Source organism: Pantoea sp. Taur (genome assembly GCF_009830025.1).
Taxonomy (GTDB): domain Bacteria; phylum Pseudomonadota; class Gammaproteobacteria; order Enterobacterales; family Enterobacteriaceae; genus Pantoea; species Pantoea communis.
The window spans coordinates 1-16,494 of sequence record NZ_SZZZ01000002.1 but is presented as its reverse complement, the minus strand read 5'-3'; the positions used below and the strand labels follow the sequence as shown (position 1 = coordinate 16,494).

Here is a 16,494-nt window from a genome sequence, read left to right as displayed (position 1 = left end):
TCCGCATTCGCACCGCAGGCATTAATCAGGGATTGCAGGGTCATGAGTCTTCCTCGCTGACAAAAGTTTCATCCGGCACGTCCGGGGCGTTACTGATAATGAATATGTCGGCCGGGAGCGTGAAGTTGCGCAGCTTCAGCAGCGCCAGCGGCCCTTCCCCCGCTTCTGTTCGCAGAATGTAGTTCAGCGGACGGCCGTCGGGAGCCTGCCAGGTGAGCTGCCAGCTGCTGCTGATGCCCGGATTAGCGCTGACCTGAGCCTTATCCAGCAGGCGAATCAGGCCCCAGCTCCCTGGCATATCACCATACTGGCGGGTGCCAGCCTTCGTGCTTATCCAGCTCAGTGATGCGCCGGGCGCTTCAGTGTCAGCCGGCCAGGTGAAGCGTTTCCACACCGGTTGCTGATTCATGTAGGTGAGCTTCTGACTGTCAATAATCAGGTCAGTCTGCATCACGTCTGCAGCCGTGCCAGGACGCAGCTCAAAGTGCAGCCCGGCCTCTCCGCGGGTGAACACCACGTCAGAAATCCGGCTCAGTTGGTTCATCGCTTTCAGGAATGCGGGATTGAATGTCAGTCCCTGGGCGTTGATGCTGTCCGGTACCCAGCGGGTGCCTTCGCGGTGCAGCACACCGCTCAGGCGCGACTGCAGGAAGCGGGTGATGCGACCGTTGTCCGCATTCAGATATTTCGCCAGCAGCGGCAGTGACACCTCACTGCTGACATTTTTAAACGGATAGCGGCCGCCAAACGCGCTGTTCCACTCGTTCACCACCGCCTGCTGCCACTGGGCGTTCAGGCTGCCCGCAGCCGGCATCAGCACCTGCTGCCAGGCCTGCTCCATCGGGCGCACAAACACTGTCTGTCCGAAACCGCTCCACTCCTGTCCCAGCCCGGCAGCGACCAGGCTGCCGTAATCACGCGTGTCAGTCAGGTCCACGGTTTTCCCCTGAAACACCGTCTGCGCCAGCATCTGCGTCATGGCCTGCGGGTCTGCTGCGTTGGTGACCTGCTGCAGGCGCAGACGCACCTGAGTCATGCGCGTCAGGAAGGTGCGCAGGCTCATACTGCTGCTGCCCTGACTGTCAGTCAGCGCCAGCAGCGGGCCGAAAGTCGCATCGAGTGGGCCGCTCGGGCCGCTGTTCTGGTCAATGGCAGGGCGCTTTTCCCTACTGAGCAGGTTCTGCGCAGACTTCACCAGCGAGTCAGCAATAGCATCCCCACTCTGCCCGGTCCGTCCCTGCACGCTAAGGGTGTTCATCAGCGCCACCAGCGGCGACTGGCGCACATCCGCCATCAGCGTGAGCTGGTCAATTGCGTCGGAAAGCGTCGGTGCAGGCTGCAGGCGCAGGCTGTTGAGGAAGTTCAGCCAGGCTGCGCTGTAGTCGGCAAAGTATCGGCTGGTGAGCCGCGCCTCCAGCGCTTCGGGTGAGGAAGCATCACCAGCGGGGGGCGGCGCATCACTGAGTACCCAGTCCATCTCCTCACGCCGCTCCCGCGCCCCCTTTTCAATCGCGGGTTTAACGCCATCTTCCCAGGCCTGACGGGTGAACATGCCGGGAACAACTTCATCGGTGGTAAACAGCCGACCGGCATCCGTATCGCCGGTCATATCGGCCAAGCGCATATCGGCATACTGGTGCGCCACCTGCGCCAGCACCCTCTGATACTGGCGGGACTCGCTGTTGGTCACCCCCATCTGGCGAACCAGCAGGGCGCGCACCTGCCTGACCAGCTCCGGGTCTGCTTTCAGCGCCCACTCAGGATGAGCATTGAGATTATCTGCATAGAAGGCCAGCAGCGGACTCCCGGCGCCCTGCCAGTATGCCTTGTCCACACCCTGTCGCTGCGTCCAGTTCTGCATCAGCGTCTGGCTGAACCAACTGGGATCTATACGTTCAGGGCGCGTCAGCATCAGATACAGTCTGAGCTGTGTGTAGGCCTGCTTTGACTGCGTTTCCCGCAATGGGCTGTCAGGTGGGAGTGCGGCATAGGCTTTCAGCGCGTCAGTAAGCTGCAAGGCTGCGGCGTCGCGTAGCAGGGGCAGCGCCGCCTGACGGTAAAGAGGCCACAGGGCAGACAGCAGTTCTTCGTTCTGATTCAGTCCGAGGCGGCTGTACCAGGGCGTACCATGCTCCTGGCGATACTGTAATTGCCCGATCGTATCCTGAAGCACGCCCATCGCAGCAAGCCGTTGTTTTAAAGACTGACTGCTGTCAGAAGCGTTTTCAGTCACCTGTACGGCATCACCGATAATGCTGCGATTGGCGGCGAAAGAGACCAGCATTCCTGCTCCCCACAGTACCACCAGCACACAGGCGGCTGCGGCGAGAATGCGATTCCACTGCATGCCATAGCGAGACGGGCGAAGATGAGCAGGGAGTTCATTTGAAGACGCAGGCAGCGCATCCCAGCGGTTAGCGCGTATCCAATGGTGTGGCACCGTAAGTGCCGTACCTTCCGATTGCGGGCTGAACACCATCCCCGCCAGCGGCAGAGAGCGATGAACACTCTGCAGCGGAGAAAGCAGCGTAGTTATCGATTCAGGCACACGCGCCAGCTGGTCCGCGAGGCTCAGCAAAAAGTGATGCTGCGGCGAGCCCGCCACCTGCTGGGTCCCCTGCGCGATGAGATCCGCCGCCAGTGCCGCGAGCAATGCATCGTGATTATTGGTTGTGGAAGTCTGGAACCCAACGGCCTGAGTTATACGGCCAGATTGCTTTCCAGCCCGTATATGCAATGACCAGACGAACAGCGGCAGTCGCCAGCCGAGCATATTGCAGCGAGCCGATAAGGCATGTGCGGTGGCATCAATCGCGGCACTGGAAGGTTGCGCAGTAGTGGGCAACCCGCCAATGTCGTTAAGCTGGTCAGCAGCAGAAGTCACCCAAATTATCGCGTCTGCAGGACGGCGACGCAGACGCTTTAAAGCAATCAGCCAGTTTTCATCAGTTTGAGAGGCGGGATCGCCGCCCCACAACAACAGCGTACCACTGTCCTCTTGCCAGAGTTGATTGGTCAGGCCAGGTGCCAAGCGTTCAACGTCTGACACGCTGCCCGTGATGAGAAGGATGTGAACTTTGAAATTCCAAAGACGGCCGTGTTGTTGGCGGAGAGCATAATGGAGATGCTGAAGAATAATCCGGTGATTTTCAGTTGAAGTGGTTTTTTTCTTATCTAATTGCTTGTCGTGCCCAATTATTTTTTGAGGTAAATATTGCTCTTGCTTTTCGCCAATTGACTTTTTCTGATAAAAATGAAGAGTAAAGACAGCTATTATTAAAGCTATTACACACATCCCCCAGATTAACCAAAAATATTCAACATTTACGCCTAAGATATCCATACCACTTCTGAAAGTAGTGATCAGGAATGCACTTACGCATGCAAGCGCCACGACTAATATTGAATATCCTGTTACACTAAAACGCCGAATGACCGGCGAAGCTGCTGATGTCATAAAAACAACTTCCTTGTAATCAGACAAAATGAATAGGCTTTATCCTTGCCACCTGATATTAATAATTGAGTTTCTCCCGTTCTAATTGCAGCATCAACTAATAGTGAAATAGAAACAGGAAAGGATAGTGGTCCTGGCGGGCCAAATGAATGATTAACAACCAAAAATGGATATCGAGAAGGAAGTGCCCATTTTTTTTCTTCAGCATAGCGTACGATTGTAATCTTATCAGCCTCCTCAACTCCCGAAAGCCATACACGCTTCATTTCTGAAGCCTCCAACCTGTTATACTCTGTGAGAATATCAAGTGATTTCGTCAGAGAGTTTGAATGCAAAAATCTCCCTACACCTGCTTTGACAAGAAATGAATCACTCTTGATCATTTCTGATGAACATATAAGACTTGCGTTAATGAATTCACTATATCCACATTCAACAGAGTTAGGCCAATCCTGTAATGTAATAATCAGTGCCATTTCTTTAATCGAACAGAATTCAGAACCTGAAAAGTATTGGTCAGTCACAGACACAATATTAGGGACAATATCCCATTGTTTAAATACAGCCTCAGAAATGTGAGATGCATCATGCTTTTCTGTTTTGAGTAAAATGATGTCATAAAGACTATTTCGATAACCAGGGCATTGTCTTTCCAGATTTTCATCTAAAAAAATAAACTTAGAGCTTAAATTTAAAAAATCGTGGTGTAGATGCCTGCATTTAACCGGATATGCTGGAATATTAGAAGGATCTCCAATTAAAGCTTCGCTTCCATTTTCTTCAGGACACAAGATTATATTTGCTATAATCGGCCTTTGCCACATAGCCCAACGCTGCCAATGAGATTTGGTAAGTTGAGTCTGAATACCCCATAATATAGCTGCATTGGAAGATTGATCATAGCGAAACCAAATAATTCCCACGAGACATAGCCATATCAACCCTGAAGGTAGCAAACCATTGATTATTATATCTCTGTAATCATGAACTTTCAGCAGAAAAATTGAAGTTAATGCACCTAAGCAAATCAAAAGAATAAAAACAATCGTCAAGAATTTAATGGATGGTTTCTTCAAGATTTTTTTTGGTGGGATATCTGGAATTGGCCAATTCATTTTATTTAATCTACCATCTCATTTCGAAAGCTGATAACTTTGCAACCACATTCACATACGCAGTCGTGAACAACCACCTGAACGCCATTATCAAACACTGTAGGATCGCCTTGCTGAATGTGGTTAGAACCATGCAGTGGGCATGAAACGCTATCTCCTACTAATGCCACTTGTACACCTTCGACATACATGGTTGATGTGGCTGATATAACCTTACCGCCGTGTGTGGTTGCATCGCCTAAGCAAGTCAGTGCTGGCATATACTTTCCCTCCTATTTTAAATGGTGAGATAAAGCATTAACGGAAATGAATAAACCATGAAATATAAAAGTGAATAGTTTAAAATAATAAATAACAGACAAATATACTTTGTTGCATGATTACGACTAAGGGTTGACTAGTTTAAACTTATTTATTCACTATATCGATAGTATACAAAAACGTGATCGCATAAAAGTTGAACCACGGCATTCCTGTCAATCATAATTGCATACTCTATTAAATGTGCATACTCTCAACAAAAGGTGTAATGGCCAAATAAAAATAAATATGAACAATCTTTAATTGTATAATTCGAATCGGGCGCATCACCGCCCGACAGCCATTACTCCAAAGTATTCTCAACGTTATTATTAACCGGTATCCCTTGTTCTGTGAATTGGTTATCACGGGTATTCTTCTGCACGGCTACTGCACCAAATAGCGCCATGAAGAATGACACACCGTAAAACCCTTTTTCGCTAGGCATCAGTGTTGCATTCACCAATCCGATAACCAGCAGCGCAACTGAAAGACCAAATGCCAGTAGGCACACTCCGTAGTAAAGGCGAGTTGTGGGGATATTTTCCTGGCGATCGCGAACCGTTTTTTGCAATGAAACCGCAGCAAACAGCGCAAGAATCAGCACAGAAAAATAGTAGCCTTTTTCATTTAGCTCCATCCCTGCCTGCCACAAACCGGCCAAATAAACCACACTGCCGCCGATCATGGCAATCCAGGAAATAGCGATAAATGCGGGTGAAACAGGGATATTCTGCGTTTTCATAGGATTTCCTTTAATTTATTAAAAATAAGTTAAAATGTTAAAAAGACCTGCCGCCGGAATTAAATTCAGACCAATGCACCAGGGCATTGCGCCCTGTGCGCATTTTTCAAACAGCCGTTGACTAAAAACAGTAAAAATATTCGGATTGAATGGGAGAATGTCTGGCAATAGACAGGCGACATTCAGTGCAAAAAAACATATATGTCATGCGGTTGTACTAATGATTAGGTAAAGCAGGCTATTTTGCTATCGCATTTGGGCGGATACGGATAGTGTCGGTAATCTGCTGCCAGATACTTACTGCTTCGGCCTCTGTAAGACGTCCCTCGCCCTCAAGACCCTGCTGCAGGAACGTCAGAGATAACATTGGATGCATGAGAGATGCCGTTTTTTCATTGAAATTAATGACAAATCGGAGGGCTTTTTCACCGTAGGTGTCACTAAGCAATCCTTTTGCCAGCCACTGTTCTGCATACAATCCATTAATGTTACGGCGTCCACTGGCGATCGTATTGCCTTCGGCTCGCTTGATGTTGCGCTCCATCATGGCACTTCTCTCCAGCAGAGAATCATCAGACGCAATGTAATTATCGCTGTCAAAATCAAAATCTAATGCGGGAAATTCTGATGATTTGTAAAGGAAACCGTAGCGCTCTTTTTGCTTGCTATCACCATCCTTAATGAACAACTCTGGCAGGCAAAAACCGGGGGTGTTGGGTATGTCATCTTCTTTCCTGCCGGAAATGCGCTTAAGCAGCTTAGTCAGCTCAATCAGTTTTTGCGGAACGGTATTACCGTAGATTTCGGGGGTCTGCTTTCGCTCTTCATCATAGCGCGACGATAATCCATTATCGGCTTCCATGGTTATTTCTACTGCAACACCATTGGTATAGAGGTGCGCCTCAAGGATACGTGAAGCATCAGGAATCTGGGTGCTTTCATTTCGTTCAAATACAACGCCCTGCATGCCATCAGGTAAAGAATGGATAGCCTTCAAAAATGGCATATCCTGTGGGCGTAATGTTTTTGTGGCAGATAATTCAATTTCTCTCAAACGGATCTTCTGTTTAAAAGCCGGAGGATAGATGCGTTTATAATTCAGCGGTGATTTGTTAACATATGCTATAACCTGATCTGATGAAGTGGCGAAGGTATTGGGTAGGTCTATCAGATAACGTCCAAGACATCGAGTGGCCATTCCCTGTAAAAAGTGCGTCACGTTATTGTGCTCCTCAGTGGTCAGATTTATTCTCGGCGGCATCCATCTGTAGCCATACCAGCTGGTAAAACCGGTGGCCAGCAGCACCAGCGTTATGATTGGTTTTTTAATACTCATTCATACCTCAGCGCGGTCTGTTCTATCTGCTGAACGATTTTCACCAGCGCCCTCAAGGTAAACTTCTGCGCCTGTCTGTTCTGGAAGGCTGCCTCATGTGAAACGGAAATCTGAAAACGCGCCTGCAAATGATGTTCAGCAATACGTCCAGACCGCACCGGAACCGTCCCGTCCCCAGCCTCTTCTGCTGGCAAAAGCTGATAAGTCTGATGAATGCCCGTTGCCCAGCCGCTACCTGAGAGGGGGGAAGAAACGCTTCGTTTCTCAAACATCTCCGTTTTATCAAGCGCGCGAGCTGCAAGCCCGTCACGCTTACGGTTGCGATTCAGCCACGCTTCTGCACGAGGAGTATTTGCGCGCCAGCAGACGTCACCGTAGGCCCGGTACGTCATATCCGCACTGTAGAATGCCCAACTATTCGGATGATACTTTCCGCAGAGATCCTCGATAAAAGGCTTAACTTCTCGTTGAATTGTTTTTGAGAATGTTTGCCAATCTTTATCCCTGTCTGCCGGGTCAGTGCTTTTGCCAGGGTTTATAAACTGACCCTCACACAGCCCCCACCATTTATCCCGCTGCAGATAAATTTCGCTGTAAGGGTCGGCTACCGGTAACGCATGGATGGTTTTGTCATCCCTGATTTTCAGCCAGCGCTGCCCGTAAGCTTTTCCCGGTAACAGTTGCAGAGGACCGGGAGACTGAGATAGCACGGCGGTCATGGCTTCCGCACTTGGGCCAAGTATCTGTGCACCCAACCAACCAACTACGTTGCCTGAGCCATTTTCCGTCCCGGCTTTCATTCTGCGGTAAGTCGCTGCGGCTCCGAGTGCCGGCATCACGCCGTGTACCACTCCCAGAACCTTGGCTGCCCCCCCAAGGTTCTGAGTATAGTGCCGGGCAACGAGCCCCCCCATGGAATGCGTAATCAGGATCACCTTCTCGCACATCCGGCCCTTCTGCCGATAAAACTGAATTTGCTTGTCAATGAATTTAGCCAATGCAATTGCTGAATCACCGTTTGACTGCAGCCAGTTATAACCCATGGCAAATACCGGAAAAAGGTAACGGTAAGTCAAATCCACCTCACCTTTACTCAGTGAGACATCACCTGTTTCTGTTTTCAGCATAGATTTCAGTAGAATCACGCGCTCGTTAGAGGGGTGTTTTCAAAGTCGTTAAGCGTGTTCTGCAGCCAGTCAAGAAAAGTGGCATAGCTTGTGTATCCCACAGTTCCCCATCCTCGCTGCCGGCGAGTTTTGAGCAAATGGGATTCTGATTTTCCGATAATATTTCCGCCATCATCAACTATTGTTTCATTAGGGTCTAATTTCTTTTTTCGGACTGCCGCATTTTCTTTAAACCAGTCGCCTAAAATCTGGAGATTACTATCAAGCCTCCAGATTTTTTTACCTTTCTTATCTTTTAAATTGCTACCCATTACTCCCGGTATAAAAATGACTGGAATAACCCGGTCTGGATACACGACACATCGCTGTAAAATGTTTTTTTCTTTAGGCGTGGTAAACAACTGATAACAAGCATTACCATCCTCATCAAATGTCGGCTCAATTTTTGGTGTCGTTTTTTCCTCAGACATGACTAACGCTCCTTGTTCAAGTTTAAATTGATGCTGGCAATGTCAGGAAAGCTTTGAGGGGCTATTTTCCCTGCATCATCTGAGGTCGCCAATGTCTTCCCAAGAGCACTAATCACATTCCCCTGATGACTTTTTACCGCTTCTTTGGTTCCTGCCCGGATGAGTTGCGTGTTGAGTTCATAATTACCCTGTTGCCAGGTATTAAACATTTCGCTTGCGCTTTGACCACCGAATTTTTGCCATACCGCTGCGCGCTGAATAATTTTATCCGGGGCACCGCTCTCTACTTCACCGTCTCCTATTCTCAGATAAGCACCACCGCTACCTACCAGCAAAATATCCTGTTTTGCACGTATGATAACTTTACCTTCGCTACTACTGATGCGTACATCCTGGAATGCGTCCAGCAACATCTCATCACTCTGAGACTGAATTTCGACTTTCCCCTTAGCTGCTAGTAACTTCAGTCCCAGCTTTTGTGCAAACAGGCTGATTCTTTCGCCCGCTGCCACCGTAAAAGCTTTCATTACGCTGAAGTCAGTGTTTTTACCGCTGGTTGCAATGAGGTTTTCACCTGCTGACAGTTGCAGACTTTTACTCGTGGCTTGCGCGATGCCACCAGGCGCTGAGAGTAGTAACGCAGACTGCCTAAGCTCGGTGATGGCATCACTCAAAAGCGACTTCTGGGTTTGTAAATCCGCCAATTCGGCTTTTGCCATCTCTGCTGCACTTCGCAAGGACTCAGTTAATTGCTGCGCCTTTTGAAGTTCGCTAAGTGCATCTTGCATCGACAACATCTTCCCATGTGCCTGAGGCTGAATATCCGCAGTGATAAACACGCCTTTGCCACCACGGATAGCGATATGATTATCAGTCCGTAGCTCTGCTCCTTCGCCACGAAGCTCACGCCGCGCATCGACATTGTGCCCCAGATTCAGCTGCGTCTTGCCCCCATACTCCGTGCTGAGCTTGATATGCTCCTCACCACGCTTATCCTCCATACGCAGTTTATTCAGCCCTGCCGTACGGATAACATTGCGGGTGCTGTTTTTCTCGGTGACGTGATCAACATGACGAGAATCATGCAGCGCATGAGCAATATACGGCTGGTCCGGGTCACCCTCACGAAACGCTATTGCCACCTCCGTCCCCTGTATCAGCGGGAAGTGGAAGCCGTACATATCTCCACCGTAAGGTTTCGCGAGGCGAACGGGCATGCTTTCCAGGCCGCGCTCTCTACCCTCCTCGTCCGCATCAAACACCACTCGGTATAACCCGGATGCATCCTGCCAGGCATAGATGTCGTTGTCTTTCGCACTGGTCACGCGCGCCGTCATGGTACCGCTGACTTTAGGACGAGCAGGCAGTGCGGGGCGCCAGCAAAGCGTCTCACTGTAAGGCACAGCATTCAGCGTTGCCTGAAAGGCCGAACGTCGGCTCGCACTGACATTGATTTGGGTGATTAAAACGGGACTCTGCAACTGTGCAGGCAGCGTGGGTATGCCTGTTTCGGTAACAGATAAAACATGTCCGGGGCCGATAAAAGTATCGTTGCAAATACCGGATATCAGCGTCTGCCGGGCAAGAAAACGTTCATGATCGAGACGGGCATAAAAGTTTGCGGTCTCGGTCTCCGGAGCAAACTTATCGCCGCTGTAAGGATGGCGGGGACGATAGTGATAAACCTCCCCGTAAGAGATATTCTCACCATCACCCCGTGTCATATCAGCCTTCACCGACCGCAGCACGCGCTGTGCCTCACGGTGGTTGTAATCCTTTGTTGTCACACCCGCTTCAACCACGTTATGGGTCAGATTCAGGTTCCAGACAGATTCCTGAGCATTGTCTTCAAGACCTGACGGGCTGTTCAGCGGCAGCGACTTCTGATCGGAATAAGCGCTCTGCGCGTCACCAAAACGGATGACCTCAGTCTGAGTGTCGGGATGAAGTGTGAAGTAATAGAAAATGCCGATTTCAGACAACAGACGCTGTACAAACTTCAGGTCACTTTCCTGATACTGGTTAATCTGCTCTCTTTTGGGGTAGTCATGCTTCAGGCTGAATTCATATTCCCACCCCTGAAAACCATGCTCATCCAGTATCTGACTGACAACTTCCGGAACGGATTTATTCACAAAGAAGCGATGTGAGCGGTATTGCTTATCCAGAAGCGCAAAGCGGGGTTCAATAATAATGAGATAACTAACCTGGTCTGCGGAACCCGTCAGACGCCGGAAGTCGGTGATGTAGCCGTGAACAATCTTCTGCGATTCGAATTTCTGCAGAGGTCCAATGCCCATAATCAGCGTCACCGCTTTGCGCAGCATCCGGTCTGGTGAAATGTCATTATCCGGGCTGGTGAACATCACGCTGTAAAGGTAGTTCTCGCTCAGCGCTTCCATGCCCGTAAGATTTTCCACATCAATCGGTGAATTGCAGGCTGGAATCAATAAAGAATATCGATTGAGCGTAGAGGAAATTACCGATGCTGTTTTTTCTATTAGGCCAGAGGGGATCATTGTCATTCTCTCCTTGATGACGAATTGTTATGTCTCCCACTAATTGCAGAGAGAATAACGTCAGTAAGATTTTTATTTCTTGATTGCCGATAATGACTTCTTTATCAAGCTATCAGGGATTAACGTCACCGATATCGCATGCTTTTCCATAGGGAAAAACCGCCCCCAGTGATTGTCATACGACTGCTGCGACTACTAAATTTGATAAATTCTCACTCTGTTTCAGGCACGCTACCGCCCCTGGCCGTTAACCGAGGCCTATAAGGTCTGAGGCATCTGTAAATCGGTGTATTTTTCAGAGGCGTATCTGCGCGCAGGCGAACCTCTGAAAAAGCGCACAGTGAACCACCCACACGGGCTTACGCGAAGGCGCGTTCGTGCAATGAATTGGAATGAATGATTTTGACATCCTTGTAAGTCCAGGTTTTTATTCGCTGCGCAGTTCAATCTGCTCCAGGTAGTTGCCCTTCTTTTTATAAGTGCCCTTGATGTCGTGCATCACAGGGTTAACCTTAACCACCCTTGCGTTCTCCTTATGAACGAGAGGGGAAGCTCGATTGACTTATGCGCCCCTGCGGTGTGCAGGCACTGGCGTAAATTGGAACGGACTTTCAAAGCCCCAGTTTGATAATCCACACTTATGATTCAATCGTATAAATAGTGGAGAAAAGCATTAAGACCCGACTTTTCCTGTAAGTCCGCGCACGAATATAAAGTAATCAATGGACCTAAAGCAACAGCCTGACACGTTCTCTTATTGCTGATTTATATAAGGAAATTCTTAGATTTGGCTTTAAGTCATTGTTAGATGGCTCATAATTTAGCCAGAAATATCTGAAAAAATTTTTGAGAAAATTTATTCTCAGGCGGTCACTTCATTCAAATGAGGAAAAACCAGTAAGAAAATATAACAACTTTCTCCGAGGGATTATTTTGGGGGGCGATTGCCGTGATCGTTGCGCCCGGTACACATTGCCGAGGTTGAGGGGGGGAAAAGCGCCACCGCTATCTCTGTTTCACAAATAGCACTCAGTTTGGGACACATTTTCCTCTCTATCAGAGATGCCGGCAGATCTGGGCTTTAACCGAAAGGATATAATCCATTGCATTAGCGGGTTGCTATTAATGGAAAAAAGCAAAAGTGGTCATGTAGAATTATAAGAAATCGTCCTTAAGCTAAAACCTCATGACATTAAATAATGGTTATTTAGGACTTCACCATCCTAATTCGACGCCAAAACCGAAGTCTGAGTCCATGCCGATAACGGATCGCAATCTCGCGCTCTGGTATCGGCAGTTTGGCGATCCTGTTGATGTACTGACGCTGGAATCCTCTTCTTTATCCCCTTGTTCCGCTGATCTGCTGCGCGTGCAAATGCACTATGCGCCAGTGAACGCATCTGATCTGATCCCGATTACCGGTGCTTATCGTCACCGTGTCGCGCCGCCACAGGTCGCTGGCTACGAAGGCGTGGGCACCGTGATCTCCGCGCCCTCTGCTTACTCACATTTAGTGGGGCAACGCGTGTTACCGCTGCGTGGTATGGGCTGCTGGCAACGTTATGTGGATATCGATCCACAACTCGCTATTCCGGTACCATCGGATATTACGAGTACGCTGGCCGCACGCGCCTATATCAATCCGCTGGCCGCCTGGCTGATGCTGCAGCAATGGCCGGTCAGCGGTAAAAATGTCCTGATCACTGCCGGTGGTTCTGCTTGCGCCCTGTTGCTGGCCCAGTGGGCGAAACTGCACGGTGCGCGTCGGGTTGTGGTGGTGTATCGCGCGTCAGCACATGCCGAACGGTTGCATGCCCTGGATCTGACTGCGTTGCAGGACAACGCGCGTGAAGCGATAGAAGCAGTGAGTGCGCAAACCGATATCGTCTTTGATGCGGTAGGGGGCGATGTGGGGCAGTTGATCTGGCGAACGCTACCTGAGCACGCGCACTTTGTGGCTTACGGGGTATTAAGCGGCGCGCCGGTAAAAGTGAATGCCGCCCGTCCAGCACTGCACTGGTTTCATGTGCGGCACACCTTGGGCGATATTGGCGCGGCACCGTGGCAACAGCTTTTCTCAAAGATCTGGCCACTGCTGCGCGACAGCGAGTGTGGTGAGGTGGAAATTTTCCCATTGAAAGAGTGGCGCGCGGCAATCGAAAGTTATCACCAGTCGGGTCGTGCGCGTAAACCCCTGCTGTGTCTGGACGAGTAAAGAGAGGCGAAGCAGCCTCTCTGTTCAATCAATTATTTAGCCGCAGCCTGCAGCCAGGCGACCACCAGCGGGGATAGCCGATTTTGCAGCGCCGCCCGTTCTGACTGGAACAGCGTCGCGACAAAGAACGGATGATCGGTCAGTTCAACACCGCGTACGTCACGATCCAAATCCCATGACGTAATCTTAAGATTCTTGGTTGCCAGCGCGTCACTGAATTCCGGGTTCACGCCGAAATTGCAGTGATACCCTTCATCACTCTCCAGCGTGCCGTAAGCTTGCGCAATCTTTGAACCCGCTTCGAAAGTCACCGTGCCACGCTGTTCCACCAGCGAACAGGCCAGTGGGGCAATCACCCAGCGCCCACTTTCATCGGTTTCCGCATGCCCGGCATCTTCCCAACCCAGTACATTGCGGGCGTACTCCACCACCGCATACTGGAAACCGCCACACGAACCGAGGAACGGTTTGTGGTTTTCACGCGCCCAGCGGATCGTCGCAAAGACACCTTCGTCGTTGAGATACGGGCTGCCCGGCACCACCCAAATGGCATCGTAATCGTTCCAGTTGTGTTGATGGATGTCTGGGGTGGCGATCCAGTCGGCGGTGACGTCGAGCGAGAGGGATTTTACGGCAAACTGTACAGCAGGAGGAATGGCTTGATGTGCAACGGCATTGGCACGGTAATCGCCAACAAGGGCGACACGAACTGACTGCGTCATGGCTACGTCCTTTTAGGGAAAAAACGAGGTTACAGCAAACATCACGACCTGTCTAAGCGCATTTCAGCGCGATATCACTCACTTTCGTTTGCGCGCATTTTGGTTATAGCCTGCTTTTTATACGGCTAAACATTCCTCTTTGTGGTGATTAACTCGACGGATGTTGACCACGCAATCGTTTACTTCTTTTACAGTTTTAATTAATTCGTAATTTTGTGCGCAGGATCAACAAATTAGCCATTTGGAAACTTTAGTCAGCCTATTACGCTCAACTATCAAGCAATTGTGCTTAGTAAATGTACATTCACGGTCTTTATATTGGTTTAAATTATCATCTATAGCGTTATGTTCTGTAAAATACACCTTAAGCGGTTTATATCAGGAAAATGATCCTAAGGATCTCCAGTTAGCACGATTATTCTGATATAATGCCACACAGCAATATTTAACACTGATTTACAGCTTCTTATAACGGCATTAACCCTACCTGTTACAAGTATTTCAGCGTGCAAAAAATGCTTGCCCTGTTGGCCTGATTCAGCCAAATTAGGCGCCGTTTTTCCTTTCTAATAACAATGTTGCGCGGGATTACTCAGCCCGACGCAGACTTAATTCCTGTCGTAAAACAGGCTATGTATAAACTGAGGTACACGTGTCAACTGCAAACAAACACACTGACGAGGCAGTAAGCCTCAACGCGTTCAAGCAACCGAAAGCGTTTTATCTGATCTTCTCCATCGAATTGTGGGAGCGTTTCGGCTACTACGGTCTGCAAGCCATCATGGCCGTTTACCTGGTGAAACAGCTTGGCATGTCCGAAGCGGACTCCATTACCCTGTTCACCTCGTTCAGCGCCCTGGTTTACGGCATGGTCGCGATTGGCGGCTGGCTGGGCGATAAAGTATTGGGTACCAAACGCGTGATTGTGCTCGGCGTGATCGTGCTGGCGCTCGGTTATGCACTGATCGCTTTCTCAGGTCATGACACTGCGATGGTGTACGTCGGTATGGCGACTATCGCCGTGGGTAGTGGCTTGTTTAAAGCCAACCCTTCTTCTCTGCTGTCTACCTGCTACGAGAAAGATGATCCGCGCATCGACGGTGCGTTCACCATGTTCTATATGTCGATCAACATCGGTTCTCTGTTCTCGATGATGCTGACACCGTGGTTGGCTGCACATTACGGCTGGGGCGCAGCGTTCTCGCTCTCCGTGGTGGGTCTGGTGATTACCTTACTGAACTTCCTGTTCTGCCAGCGCCTGGTGAAAAACTACGGTTCTAAACCGGACTTTGCGCCACTGAATGTCAGCAAATTGCTGATGACGCTGGTAGGTGTGGTGGCGCTGGTTGCCATTGCCGCCTGGTTGTTGCATCACCAAAGCATTGCGCGTATGGCACTGGGCGTGATTGCCATCGGCATCGTGCTGGTGTTCGCGAAAGAAGCCTTTGCCCTGCAAGGTGCAGCACGCCGTAAAATGATCGTCGCCTTCCTGCTGATGCTCGAAGCGATTGTGTTCTTCGTGCTCTACATGCAGATGCCAACCTCACTGAACTTCTTTGCTATTCGTAACGTTGAGCATGCCATTCTGGGCATTACCTTCGAACCTGAACAGTTCCAGGCACTGAACCCGTTCTGGATCATGCTGGCCAGCCCGATTCTGGCAGCGGTTTACAACAAGCTGGGCGACAAACTGCCTATGCCACACAAGTTCGCGATTGGTATGGTGCTGTGCTCTGCTGCGTTCCTGGTGCTGCCATTTGGTGCCAAGTTCGCTAATGATGCCGGTATTGTGTCTGTGAACTGGTTGATCATCAGCTATGCACTGCAGAGTGTGGGCGAACTGATGATTTCCGGTCTTGGCCTGGCGATGGTGGCGCAGTTAGTCCCACAGCGTCTGATGGGCTTCATCATGGGTTCCTGGTTCCTCACCACGGCGGGTGCTGCAATGATTGCCGGTAAAGTGGCGAATCTGATGGCCGTACCGAATGATGTGACCGATCCGCATGCTTCACTGGAAGTTTACAGCCATGTGTTCCAGCAGATTGGTATTGCGACCGGTGTGATCGCTATCCTGATGCTGATCACCGCGCCACTGCTGAACCGCATGACGCAGAGTGATGCTTCACAGCCTGAACTGAAAAGCGCTAACGCCAATCAGTAATGAAGGTGATGTGAATAAGCCGGGCAAACGCCCTAATGCCAGTCAGTTAAGCCTGACTGGCATTTTTTCTTCTGGCTGTCGGATATTTATAGGGTCTCTCTTTCACCACCCTTGGGAACGAGCGCTCCCGTCGTCCCGGTAGTCTGACCATCTCTGCTATCGAACTTACGTCCTTTACCAGTTCCGGGATACGCCCAGGCGAAGCGCCTTCAAGTGTCCAGAGCAGTTTCATCACCCACGCTGTCGATTCCCTGAAGCTGAGCTGGTTAGGCCAGTATCCCTTCAGCGTTGAGGCCATTCTTATCATCTGATATCTCACCAGATTGT

11 protein-coding genes and 1 pseudogene are annotated in these 16,494 nt (G+C 49.9%); 2 read left to right on the top strand and 10 right to left on the bottom strand.

Annotation, left to right across the window (positions count from 1 at the left end; all coding sequences use genetic code 11):
* Positions 1 to 40 precede the first annotated feature (40 nt).
* From FD744_RS02510 to FD744_RS02475, 8 genes are all read right to left on the bottom strand, one after another.
* Positions 41 to 3,343, bottom strand: a complete 3,303-nt coding sequence (locus tag FD744_RS02510; protein WP_160867206.1) for an ImcF-related family protein — start codon at positions 3,341 to 3,343, stop codon at positions 41 to 43.
* Between the two features lie 110 nt (positions 3,344 to 3,453).
* Positions 3,454 to 4,572 carry a hypothetical protein gene (locus FD744_RS02505; RefSeq protein ID WP_160867205.1) on the bottom strand — a complete coding sequence of 373 codons (1,119 nt, stop codon included), beginning with the start codon at positions 4,570 to 4,572 and terminating at the stop codon, positions 3,454 to 3,456.
* 5 nt (positions 4,573 to 4,577) lie between these two features.
* Complete coding sequence (locus FD744_RS02500) at positions 4,578 to 4,832, bottom strand: PAAR domain-containing protein (RefSeq protein ID WP_072226632.1); 255 nt, start codon at positions 4,830 to 4,832, stop codon at positions 4,578 to 4,580.
* A gap of 344 nt (positions 4,833 to 5,176) precedes the next feature.
* On the bottom strand, positions 5,177 to 5,617 hold the full coding sequence (yiaA, locus tag FD744_RS02495; protein ID WP_160867204.1) for an inner membrane protein YiaA: 441 nt from the start codon (positions 5,615 to 5,617) through the stop codon (positions 5,177 to 5,179).
* A gap of 238 nt (positions 5,618 to 5,855) precedes the next feature.
* Positions 5,856 to 6,953 (bottom strand): T6SS immunity protein Tli4 family protein, encoded by a 1,098-nt coding sequence (locus tag FD744_RS02490; RefSeq protein ID WP_160867203.1) that lies wholly within the window; start codon positions 6,951 to 6,953, stop codon positions 5,856 to 5,858.
* The gene (locus FD744_RS02485; protein WP_160867202.1) at positions 6,950 to 8,080 is read right to left on the bottom strand and encodes a triacylglycerol lipase; all 1,131 of its coding nucleotides are present in this window, start codon (positions 8,078 to 8,080) and stop codon (positions 6,950 to 6,952) included. The genes FD744_RS02490 and FD744_RS02485 overlap by 4 nt, the downstream gene beginning before the upstream one ends.
* Positions 8,081 to 8,094: 14 nt before the next feature.
* Entirely contained in the window at positions 8,095 to 8,550 is a 456-nt protein-coding gene (locus tag FD744_RS02480) for a hypothetical protein (protein WP_160867201.1), read from the bottom strand.
* Between the two features lie 2 nt (positions 8,551 to 8,552).
* Positions 8,553 to 11,075, bottom strand: a complete 2,523-nt coding sequence (locus FD744_RS02475; protein WP_160867200.1) for a type VI secretion system Vgr family protein — start codon at positions 11,073 to 11,075, stop codon at positions 8,553 to 8,555.
* 1,249 nt (positions 11,076 to 12,324) lie between these two features.
* On the opposite strand from FD744_RS02475, the gene FD744_RS02465 reads away from it, so the two are divergent.
* Complete coding sequence (locus FD744_RS02465; protein ID WP_202403380.1) at positions 12,325 to 13,284, top strand: zinc-dependent alcohol dehydrogenase family protein; 960 nt, start codon at positions 12,325 to 12,327, stop codon at positions 13,282 to 13,284.
* A gap of 32 nt (positions 13,285 to 13,316) precedes the next feature.
* On the opposite strand, the gene FD744_RS02460 is transcribed toward FD744_RS02465, so the two are convergent.
* Positions 13,317 to 14,006 carry a CTP synthase gene (locus FD744_RS02460; protein ID WP_160867199.1) on the bottom strand — a complete coding sequence of 230 codons (690 nt, stop codon included), beginning with the start codon at positions 14,004 to 14,006 and terminating at the stop codon, positions 13,317 to 13,319.
* 652 nt (positions 14,007 to 14,658) lie between these two features.
* Between FD744_RS02460 and dtpA the strand changes: the two genes are divergently transcribed.
* On the top strand, positions 14,659 to 16,167 hold the full coding sequence (dtpA, locus tag FD744_RS02455) for a dipeptide/tripeptide permease DtpA (protein ID WP_160867198.1): 1,509 nt from the start codon (positions 14,659 to 14,661) through the stop codon (positions 16,165 to 16,167).
* A gap of 46 nt (positions 16,168 to 16,213) precedes the next feature.
* Here the strand turns inward: dtpA and FD744_RS25520 are convergent.
* Positions 16,214 to 16,494: pseudogene (locus FD744_RS25520) on the bottom strand (IS4 family transposase); the annotation flags it as partial.